Origin of the sequence: Bradyrhizobium sp. 31Argb, assembly GCF_043638955.1 — a bacterium.
Classification (GTDB): Bacteria; Pseudomonadota; Alphaproteobacteria; order Rhizobiales; family Xanthobacteraceae; genus Bradyrhizobium.
Genome location: NZ_JBEGDB010000009.1, coordinates 63,586 through 74,104 on the forward strand (window position 1 = coordinate 63,586; position 10,519 = coordinate 74,104).

General features: G+C 66.3%; 11 protein-coding genes and 1 pseudogene. All 12 read left to right on the plus strand.

The window, feature by feature from the left end; genetic code table 11:
- Position 1 precedes the first annotated feature (1 nt).
- Positions 2 to 439: an SRPBCC family protein gene (locus AAFX91_RS03370; protein ID WP_225116590.1), complete on the plus strand. Its 438-nt coding sequence runs from the start codon at positions 2 to 4 to the stop codon at positions 437 to 439.
- Between the two features lies 1 nt (position 440).
- Positions 441 to 884, plus strand: a complete 444-nt coding sequence (locus AAFX91_RS03375) for an SRPBCC family protein (protein WP_130582373.1) — start codon at positions 441 to 443, stop codon at positions 882 to 884.
- A 16-nt stretch (positions 885 to 900) separates the two neighbouring features.
- Positions 901 to 1,719, plus strand: a complete 819-nt coding sequence (locus tag AAFX91_RS03380; RefSeq protein ID WP_394565538.1) for an FAD binding domain-containing protein — start codon at positions 901 to 903, stop codon at positions 1,717 to 1,719.
- A gap of 19 nt (positions 1,720 to 1,738) precedes the next feature.
- Complete coding sequence (locus tag AAFX91_RS03385; protein WP_130582371.1) at positions 1,739 to 2,218, plus strand: (2Fe-2S)-binding protein; 480 nt, start codon at positions 1,739 to 1,741, stop codon at positions 2,216 to 2,218.
- Positions 2,219 to 2,230: 12 nt separating this feature from the next.
- Positions 2,231 to 3,811 (plus strand): xanthine dehydrogenase family protein molybdopterin-binding subunit, encoded by a 1,581-nt coding sequence (locus tag AAFX91_RS03390; protein ID WP_394565539.1) that lies wholly within the window; start codon positions 2,231 to 2,233, stop codon positions 3,809 to 3,811.
- Between the two features lie 2 nt (positions 3,812 to 3,813).
- Positions 3,814 to 4,836 carry a xanthine dehydrogenase family protein molybdopterin-binding subunit gene (locus tag AAFX91_RS03395; protein ID WP_394565540.1) on the plus strand — a complete coding sequence of 341 codons (1,023 nt, stop codon included), beginning with the start codon at positions 3,814 to 3,816 and terminating at the stop codon, positions 4,834 to 4,836.
- Positions 4,837 to 4,847: 11 nt separating this feature from the next.
- A complete protein-coding gene (locus tag AAFX91_RS03400; RefSeq protein WP_394565541.1) occupies positions 4,848 to 5,729 on the plus strand; it encodes an AAA family ATPase in 882 nt (293 codons plus the stop codon).
- Positions 5,726 to 6,844 (plus strand): VWA domain-containing protein, encoded by a 1,119-nt coding sequence (locus AAFX91_RS03405; RefSeq protein ID WP_394565542.1) that lies wholly within the window; start codon positions 5,726 to 5,728, stop codon positions 6,842 to 6,844. The genes AAFX91_RS03400 and AAFX91_RS03405 overlap by 4 nt, the downstream gene beginning before the upstream one ends.
- Complete coding sequence (locus AAFX91_RS03410) at positions 6,841 to 7,728, plus strand: amidohydrolase (protein WP_130583879.1); 888 nt, start codon at positions 6,841 to 6,843, stop codon at positions 7,726 to 7,728. Before AAFX91_RS03405 ends, AAFX91_RS03410 begins: the two co-directional genes overlap by 4 nt.
- A gap of 54 nt (positions 7,729 to 7,782) precedes the next feature.
- Entirely contained in the window at positions 7,783 to 8,631 is an 849-nt protein-coding gene (locus AAFX91_RS03415; RefSeq protein WP_130583880.1) for an MBL fold metallo-hydrolase, read from the plus strand.
- 20 nt (positions 8,632 to 8,651) lie between these two features.
- Complete coding sequence (locus AAFX91_RS03420) at positions 8,652 to 10,223, plus strand: isochorismatase family protein (RefSeq protein ID WP_130583881.1); 1,572 nt, start codon at positions 8,652 to 8,654, stop codon at positions 10,221 to 10,223.
- A gap of 13 nt (positions 10,224 to 10,236) precedes the next feature.
- Positions 10,237 to 10,446 (plus strand): annotated as a pseudogene (locus AAFX91_RS03425) (NAD(P)H-dependent oxidoreductase); the annotation flags it as partial.
- Positions 10,447 to 10,519: the final 73 nt, after the last annotated feature.

Here is a 10,519-nt window from a genome sequence, read left to right on the forward strand (position 1 = left end):
CATGGCCAGGGTCTATGTCTCCACCGTCGTCAATGCCCGCAATGATCGCGTCTGGGCCCGCGTGCGCGACTTCAATGGCCTGCCGAACTGGCATCCGGCAATTGCCGAGAGCCGCATCGAAGGCGGCGAACCCGCCGACAAGATCGGATGCGTGCGTGATTTCCGTCTGCGCAATGGCGACCGCATCCGCGAGAAGCTCTTGGGCCTGTCCGACTACGACATGTTCTGCACCTACTCCATCCTGGAGTCGCCGATGGGCGTGGAGAATTATGTCGCGACGCTGCGGCTGACGCCGGTGACCGACGGCGACCAGACGTTTCTCGAATGGACCGCCGAGTTCGACTGCGCGCCGGAGCGGGAGGCCGAGCTCGTGGGCAATATCGGCGGCGGCGTGTTCCAGGGCGGCTTCGACGCCCTCAAGCGCGCGTTCGGAGGCTAGCGTGCCGCATATCGTCAAGAGCACGATCATCGATGCGCCGACCGACGCGGTGTGGGGCGTGCTCCGCGATTTCAACGGGCACGACCGCTGGCATCCGGCGGTTGCGACCAGCACGATCGAGCGTGCACACAGCTCCGACAAGATCGGCTGCGTCAGGCGCTTCAAGCTCAAAGACGGCGCGGAACTGCGCGAGCAATTGCTGGCGCTGTCCGACCTTGAACAGTCCTTCAGCTATTGCCTGCTCGATACGCCGATCCCGATGTTCAACTATGTCGCGCACGTCCGCCTGCTGCCCGTCACCGACGGCGACCGCACCTTCTGGCATTGGGAATCGCGCTTCACCACGCGGCCCGAGGACAGCGTCGACATCACGCAGATGGTGTCCGAGCAGATCTATCAGGCCGGCTTCGAAGCTATTCGCCGGCATCTGAAGGAGGCTGCATGAGCGCGGAGGAACGCCCATGACCGTCACTGTAAGGACCTTTGCCTCAACCGGCGAGGCCGCCGCTGTGCTGTCATCCGACCGCAGCGCGCGCTATCTCGGCGGCGGCACGCTGGTGATGCGCGCGCTGAACGAAGGCGACATCTCGATCTCCACCATCGTGCGCGCCAGCGACCATGCGCTGACGCGGATCGATGCGACCGGTTCCCGCGTCACGATCGGTGCGGGCGTCACCTTTGCCCGCATCCTCGCCGAGCGCGATCTCGCCTTCCTGCACGCAGCCGCTCGCTCGATCGGAGGGCCGGCGGTCCGCAACATGGGCACGGTCGGCGGCAATCTGTTTGCCACAAATCCATATGGCGACTTTACCGTCGCGCTACTCGCGCTCGACGCCATGATTTCCGTGCAGGGCGGCCTTGGCAGCCGCGACGTGCCGATCGAGGAATTCCTACAGACGCGCGACCGGCAGACCGGCACGCTCGTGCTCGCGGTTTCCTTTCAGAAGCCCGCGACCGCGGACGCATTCCGCTATCGCAAGATCGCCCGCATCAAGCCGAAGGGCGGCGCCGTGATCGCGCTCGCCGCGCATCTGCCTGTCAGCAACGGCCGCATCGCCGGCGCGCGCATCGCGCTCGGCTCGATGGCGCCGACGCCAATTCGCGCCCGTGCCGCCGAGCGGGCGCTGGAAGGACGCACGCTCGACGCTGCGACGATGGGTGCCGCCGCCGCAGCCGCGGTCGAGGGCACCTCGCCCGCCGACAATGCGCTCGCCTCCGGCTGGTACCGGCGCGAGATCGTCGGCGTTCACTTGAGACGTCTGCTGTCCGGTCAGGAATAGGATCACCAAGAGGATCACGATGGCCAAGACCGCCCTGCAATTCCGACACAACGGCCGCGACGTCGCGATCTTCGTCGATGGCGGCACCAATCTTCTGGTCGCGCTGCGCGAATTGATCGGCGACATGACGCCGAAATTCGGCTGCGGCCAGGGCGGCTGCGGCGCCTGCAGCGTCCTGATCGACGGCGAATTGCATCTCTCCTGCCTGACGCTGGCTGAGACAGTCGCCGGCCGTTCGGTCGAGACGCTTGACGGCATCAAGGACGGCCCGAACCTGCATCCGCTGCAGCGCGCCTTTGCCGACAACTTTGCCGCCCAGTGCGGCTACTGCACGCCGGGCATGCTGATGGCCGCCAAGGCATTGCTTGACCGCAACCCGCAGCCGAGCCGCGCGGAGGTCGTCGAGGCGATCTCGGGCAATATCTGCCGCTGCACCGGCTACGAACCCATCATCAACGCCGTGCTCGCCGCCGCCTCCACCGGCCGCGCCCGCGCGTAAAGGACTTAAGCCATGCTGGAACTGCGCAAGGACATTTTCGCCGACGAGCGCGACGACAATCTGAAGGAAATCGGCAAGGGCACGCAGCGGCAGGACATGCTTGGGCATGTCACGGGCACCTCGACCTATTTCGATGACCACAAGCTGCAGGGCATGCTGCATCTGAAGGTGGTTCGCAGCACGCATGCCCATGCGCGGCTGCGACGCATCGACACCAGCGAGGCCGAGCGCTCGGCGGGCGTGCGCCGGATCATCCGCGGCAGCGACGTGCCGCGCAACCTCAACACCCTGCTCAGCCTGATCAATTTCGGCAAGGACGACGAGCCGTCGCTCGCGGTCGAGAAAGTGCGCTACAAGGGCGAGCCGATCGTCGCCATCGTTGCCGACAGCCCGCGCGAAGCCTATGAGGCGATGGCGAAGGTCAGGATCGACTACGAGCCGCTGCCCGCCGTGTTCGACGTCGAGGACGCGCTGAAACCCGGCGCGCCTGTTGTCAACGAGACCTATCCGAAGAACGCGTTCATCTATCACGATGTCTACGATCACCAGAAGCTGCGCTTCGGCGATGTCGAGCGCAGCCTAGCCACGGCCGACCACGTCCTGGAGCAGCGCTACCAGATGTCGCCGATCGAGCACGCACCGACCGAGACCAACGGCTCGATCGCCGCGCCCGATACCAACGGCCGCTACATCGTCTACACCTCGACCCAGGCGCTGTTCTTCTCGCTCGACACCTGCGCCAAGATCCTGGACGTGCCCTCGAACACCTTCCATTTCATCGGCGGCACCGTCGGCGGCGGCTTCGGCGGCAAGGTCGATACCCTCACCGAGCCGCTCTCCATTCTCGGCGCGATGCTCACGGGACGTCCGGTTCGCTACGTGTTCGGGCGCGAGGAAGAGATGCAATATGGTCCGCCGCGCGGCGCCGAGCGCATCTACATCAAGGATGGCGTGATGCGCGACGGGCGGATCGTGGCGCGCAAGATCCGCGCCTATTTCGACAGCGGCGCCTATACGCGGCTGTCGAGCTACGCCGCGGTCAAATGCGCCGCGCATCTGCCGGGCCCTTACACGATCCCCAATGTCTATGGCGACGTCTATTGCGTCTTCACCAACCGCACGCCCGCGACCGCGATGCGCGGCTTCGGCGTCACCGCGATGGATTTCGCGATCGAGTGCCAGATGGACAAGCTCGCGCATCTCGTCGGCATGGACCCGATGGAGTTCCGCATCCTCAACGCCTATCGCGACGGCGACATGAAGGCGCATCGCCGCGAGGCCAAGAACACCGCGTTGATCGAATGCGTCCAGGTCGCCGCCGAGAAGGCCAAATGGCCGATCCGCGAGGAGTTCAAGCGCGCCTCCTCGCGCAAGGACGGCGGCGGCAGCCGCGCGGCGATCCCGCCGACGCCGCGCGAGTCCTACGCGCCGGCCGCGACGCCGTCACAGCAGCGGACGACCTATGACCGCGCGCCGCCTGCCTCGCGCGAGCCGCCCCCACCTCCACCTCCGCCGCCCCCTCCTCCACGGCCGCAGGCGCCCTCGCACGGCGCCGCCCGCTTCTCCTCCGTCTTCGGCACCAGGAGGCGCTGACCATGACCAGGCATCGCGGACGCGGCATCGCGTCGATCAACTACCCGATCGGGATGAATCTCGGCGGTGATCCCAGCCAGGCGCTGGTTCATTCCAATCCCAGCGGCAAGTTCACGGTGGCGCTGTCCTCGATCGATCTCGGCCAGGGCATGAAGTCCGTGACGCGGCAGATCTGCGCGGAGACGCTCGGCGTGCCGGTCGAGGACGTCTATGTCGACACCGCCGATTCCGACACCGGGCCGCATTGCATGGGGTCGTTCGCCTCGCGCGGCACGCATCGCGTCGGCAATGCGGTGATGATGGCCGCACGCGAGGCGCGCGGCGTGATGATGGAGGCCGCCGCCGAGGAGCTGGAGGTGAACGCCGCCGACCTTGAGACCGATGGCCGCGGCAACATCCACGTCAAGGGCGCGCCGCACCATTCCATCTCGACCAAGGACGTGGCGATCGCCGCGCAGTTCAAGCAGGGCAAGACGATCTCCGGCCGCGGCATCTTCCTGGTGCCGCTCTCCGACGTCGACCCTGAAACCGGCGAGATGTCGCCCGCGACATGTTATGCGCATGCCTGCCTGGTCGCTGAGGTCGAGGTCGATGACGAGACCGGCGAAGTCGCGATGGTCCGCATGGACAGCGCCTACGAGCTCGGCCGTGCGCTCAATCCGCGGCTGGTCGAGCAGCAACTGGTGGGCGGCGCCTGGATGGGCATCAGCCACGCGCTCTACGAGACGCCCGAGCCTTATTATCCCGACCCGAGCCACGGGCCACGCGACTTCGTCGAATATCTGATGCCGGGGCCCGGCGACATCTGTCCGCATGACATCGCGGTGCTCGAGCGCCCGGCGGCTGATGGACCGTTCGGCGCCAAGGGGCCGGGCGAGATGTGCGCCAATCCGGTGCTGCCGGCCGTGGCGAACGCGATCTTCAACGCCGTCGGCGTCCGCATCGATGAATTGCCGATCACGCCGGAGAAGGTGCTGCGCGCGATCAAGGCGCAGGGCGGCGCGCGGCCACAGGCGCGGCGCTAGAGGCAGGACACATGCCGGTTCGCAGCAACATCGTCGGCATCGACTCACCGGAAGCGCTGGAGAAGGCGCTGCGCGCGGCCTATTACCTCGCCGACGACGGCATCGCGACCGCGGCTTATCTCTCGCTCGCGCTCGGCAAGCCGCTGCTGCTCGAAGGCGCGCCCGGCGTCGGCAAGACCGAAGCCGCCAAGGCCATCGCCGCCGTGCTCGGGCGCAAATTGATCCGCCTGCAATGCTATGAGGGCATCGACGCCGCGGCCGCGCTCTATGAGTGGAACTATCCGCGCCAGATGCTGGCGATCCGGCAGGCCGGCGACGAGACCATCGACATCTATGGCGAGACCTTCCTGATCGAGCGGCCGATGCTCGCCGCGCTGCGCGCACCCGACTCGACCGTGCTCTTGATCGACGAAATCGATCGCGCCGACCAGGAGTTCGAAGCCTTCCTGCTCGAATTCCTGTCCGACTTCCAGATCTCCATCCCCGAGCGCGGCACGGTGCGCGCGACTGAACATCCGGTCGTGGTGCTGACCTCGAACCGGACGCGCGACCTGCACGAGGCGCTTCGGCGACGCTGCGTCTATCACTGGATCGACTACCCGACCGCCGAGCGCGAAGCGCGCATCGTCATGATGCGCGCTTCCAGCGTCGCCGAAGCGACCGCGCGCGCCGTCGTTGCCGCCGTCGGCAAGCTCCGGCGCGAACCGCTGAGCAAGGCACCCGGCATCGCCGAGGCGGTCGACTGGGCGGAGGCCGCCACGCTCTTGCACAAAGGCGGCGCACGCTGGCCGGATGCCTTCAAGCGATCGATCGGCGTCGCGCTGAAGGACGAGGAGGACCTGCATTTCATCTCCCCCCGGCTCGACGCGCTGATAGCGGAGGCTGCCGCGTGACCGACGAATTGCCGCTGCCGCGTGCTATCAAGGTATTCATCTCCTTTGTCGCGCTACTGCGCCACAACGGCTTCGCCGTCGCGCCGGAACAGACCACCGCCTTCCTCGCCGCGATCGAACTGCTCGGGCCACGCAGCCTCGAACACATCCGCCGCGCGGGTCTTGCGACGCTGGCACCGCCGCCGGAACGGCGCGCGACCTATGACCGCCTGTTCGACATCCATTTCCGCGGCAGCGAGGCCATCGAGCGCGCCGAGGGCGAAGACGAGGAAATCGTTCGCCTGCAGGAGGATGGTCGCGGCGAGGATGAACCGCCGCTCGCCGACGAGGCCAACGAATCCGGCCTCGCCGCCGCCCGCACCGAGGCCCTGGTCGAGCGCCGCTTTGCACCCGGCACGACCAGCGATGCGTTGCGACGGCTCTCGCGCGAAGCGCCGAGGCGGCTGCCGCGCCGCCGTGGCCACCGCCGGATGCGCGCGCGCCGCGGGCCCTTCGCCGATATCCGCCGCACCTTGCGCGACAGCGTGCGCAATGACGGCGAAGTACTGCGGCTCGGGCATCTGAAACGACGCCTGCGCCCGCGCAAGATCCTGCTCCTGATCGACGTCTCCGGCTCGATGAAAGCGCGCACCGAGGAGAACATGACGCTCGCCCATGCTCTGATGCAGGCTGCGCGCAATGTCGAGGTGTTCACCTTCGGCACCAGGCTGACGCGTGTCACTCGCGCCCTGCGGATGAAACGCCGCGAGCAGGCGCTGAACGCGGCCGCCCACCTCGTCAGCGACTGGGACGGCGGCACCCGCATCGGCGACGCCTTGCAGGCGTTCCTCGCGGTGCCGCGGTTCGGCGGCTACGCGCGCGGCGCCGCCGTGGTTGTGGTCTCCGACGGGCTCGAACGCGGAGATATTTCGGCGCTGCGCGATGCGGTCGCCAAATTGTCGCGACTCGCCTGGTCGCTGAGCTGGCTGACGCCGCTGGCTAGCGGGCCCGGCTTCCGGCCGCAGACCGAAGCGCTGATCGCGATCGAGCGCTTCGTCGATGATCTCTCCGACGGCGGGTCGAGTGTCGCTGTCGTATCGCATCTGTTGTCGCTCGGAGGAAGGAGAGCCGCATGACCGACATCGTTGACGCCCACCACCACATCTGGCGGCAGGCGGATCTCGCCTGGCTGTCCGGCCCGATGCAGCCGCGCATCTTCGGCCCCTATGAGCCGATTCGCCGCGACTATCCGATCCGCGAATATCTCGACGATCTCGCCGGCACCGGCGTGATCCGCTCGGTCTACGTGCAGACCAACTGGCCTACTGATCGCTCCGAGGACGAAACGGCCTGGGTGCAACAGACGGCGGGCGAGCACGGCTGGCCGCATGCCATCGTCGCCTATGCCGATTTCTCCGCCAGTGACGTGCGCCCGCAACTCGATCGCCTCGCGCGCTATCCGCTGGTGCGCGGCGTGCGCATGCAACTGCACTGGCATGAAAATCCGCTCTACCGTTTCGTCGCGCGTGCCGACCTCTGCGCCGATCCCGTGATCCGCCGCAACGTCGCCCGCCTCGCCGATTATGGCTGGAGTTTTGACCTGCAGGTGTTCGCGCCGCAGATGGCGGATGCCGCCGGCCTCGCCGAAGCCTGCCCCGACGTGACCTTCATCCTGCAGCACGCCGGCATGCTGGAGGACCTGTCGCCGGAAGGCCGCGCCGCCTGGCGCACCGGCATGGCAAGGCTAGCAAGCTGCCCGAACGTGGTCTCAAAACTTTCGGGGCTCGGCACCTTCATTCACCGCAATAACCTCGCGCATATCCGTGGGGTCATCGAGGACACCGTCAATATCTTCGGCGCCGAGCGCTGCCTGTTCGGCTCGAACTTTCCGATCGAAAAACTCTGGACCAGCTATCGCGAACTGATAGCCACCTATCGCGCGGCCACCGTGCAGCTACGCGGAGAGCAGCGCGACGCGCTCTTCAGGGCAACCGCGATGCGCGTCTATCGCATCGGATGACGGCAAAGGATCGCCGCACAAGACAAAGATCAATCGGAAATCGGGAGCGAATGGATGCCGTTGGAAATCAAGATCCTGGACTATGGCGATATCGAGCTGGAGTCGAGCTTCCTCGTGCTCGGGCGCGACTGCGGCCGCACCCGACGCGTGCTGACGCTCGGCTTCCTGATTCTCGGCGGCCCCTATCCTGTCGTGGTCGACACCGGCTATCGCTCCAACCAGATCATGGAGACGCTCGGCATGCGCGGCCTGCAATTCCACGAGAACATGATCGAGAATCAGCTCGCGCGTCACGGCGTGCGCATGGGCGACGTGCGCTTCGTCTGCCACACCCACCTGCACATCGACCATGCCGGCAAGGACGATCTGTTTCCAATGAACACGACCGTCGTCCTCAACCGCCGCGAACTGGAATATTCCGTATCCGGCCTGATGCATCCGCAATATCCGGCGCCCGACATCAAGCACCTGGTCGACCGGTTGCACACCAAGGGCGCGCTGCGCTTCCTCGATCTCGAGATCACCGGCCCTATCGAACTGATGCCCGGTGTCTATTGCGACGCCGCCAATGCCCACACCGAAGGCTCGATGAACATCCACGTTCACACTGCCGACGGCATCGCCACGATCTGCGGCGACGTGATCTATGATTTCAACGACCAGATCGTGACGCCCTTCAACGAGATCCATGACTGGGAGCCGCGCACCACAGGCAACCACGGCACCACCAAGCGCGCGGAGAAGGCCGCGATCAAGAAGCTGCTGAGCGGCTCGCGCTATCTGCTGCCGGTGCACGACCGGCCCGCGAAGATCGAAGGCGGCGCGGTGGTCGGCCGATTGCACGACCAGGTGCCGGGCCCGATCGTGCAGAGCCTGCCGGAGCGCCGCTGGTTCCCGGCGTGAGCTCAAGAGGACTTTAGCCGATGACGCACGTCACCCTGCGGCCGGAATTCGAGAACCTGATCGATCCCTATGCGCCGGTCGGCCAGGTCGGCACGGGCTTCGAGTTCACGGAGGGACCGATCTGGCATCCGACCGATCACTATCTCCTGTTTTCGGACATGCCGGCCGACGTGCGCCGGCGCTGGGATGCGCGGCGCGGCGTCGTCGAGGTCAGACGCCCCTCGAACAAATGCAATGGCATGACCTATGACGCGGAATTGAACCTGATCGTCTGCGAGCATGCCACCTCCTCGCTGATCCGCGAGCGGCCGGACGGGCGACGCGACGTGCTCGCCTCGCATTTCGAGAACCAGGAGCTCAACAGCCCGAACGACGTTTGCGTCCATTCGAGTGGCGCGATCTATTTCTCCGATCCGTGGTATGGCCGCATGCCGGTCTATGGCGTCGAGCGGCCGCGCCAGCTCGGCTTTCAGGGTGTCTATCGCGTGCCGCCCGGCGGCGGCGCGCCCCGCCTGCTCGTCGACCGTAATTTGTTCGAGCAGCCCAACGGACTCTGTTTCTCGCCGGACGAGCGCGCGCTCTATGTCAACGACACCGTGCAGGCGCTGATCCGCGCCTTCGACGTCGAGGCCGACGGCGCGCTCGTCAATCCGCGCGTCTTTGCAAGCAACATCCGCTCCGAGTTCGAGCCCGGCGTGCCCGACGGCATGAAATGCGACCAGCACGGCAATGTCTGGGTCACCGCGCCCGGCGGCGTCTGGGTCTATTCGCGCAATGGCGAACTGCTTGGCAAAGTGCGTCTTCCCGAACTTGTCGCCAATCTCGCCTGGGGCGGCACAGACTTTCGTACGCTCTATCTGACCGCGACACATTCGGTTTACGCGATCCCGACCAAGGTCGGTCCGCGCCACGAGCCCTATATGAGCGGCCGGCGCGGCGGCACTGCAGCCGCTTCTTCGGCGCCCGCCCCTCACCTGATCGATGGCGAGATGCGGCTTGATCCGCAGCGCTGCGCGATGATCATCCAGGATCTGCAGAACGACGTGATCACGGACGGCGGCGCGTTCGCGGAATCAGGCGCGCCGGCGCATGCGCGGCAGCAGCGCGTCGTTGACAATGTCCGGCGGCTTGCGGAAGTCGCGCGCTCGCGCGGCGTCGTCATCATCCATGTCTGGTTCATCGTCGAGCCGGGGGCGCCGGGCGTCACGCTGAACGCGCCGCTGTTCGAAGGCCTGGTCGACAGCAAGGCCATGGTGCGCGGGAGCTGGGGCGCGGCGCCCGTGTCTGGGCTAGAGCCGCGCGCGGGCGATTTCGTCGTCGAGAAGATGCGCATGAGCGCGTGGGAGGGCACGCGGCTCGAAACCATCCTGAAAGCCACCGGCCGTGACATGATCATCAATACCGGCGCCTGGACCAACATGTCGGTCGAGCACACCGCCCGCACCGGCGCCGACAAGGGCTACTTCATGATCGTGCCGGAGGATTGCTGCTCGACCATGAACGCTGACTGGCACAATGCCTCGATCAACTTCGCGCTGCAGAACGTTTCCGTCGTGACCAACGCCGACACCGTCATCAAGGCCATCGGATGAAAGGCGCAGGTGCGTGCCAAAGCTCCTTCATCTCGCCTGCTCGCCGCGCGCCGATTCGGAATCGGCCGCCGGCGCGCGCGTCTTCCTCGAGCATTTTCGCAAAGCCCACTCGGACTGGGACATCGACCTGATGGACCTCTGGCGCGATCATCTGCCCGACTTTTCCGGCGCGATCCTCGATGCCAAATACGCCCGCCTGAAGGGACAAGCCTTCACCGAATCGGGATAGGGGGAAGCCTCGCGGCTTCGCCCCTCCCACACCACCGGACGTACGGGTCCGTATCCGGCGGTTCGGT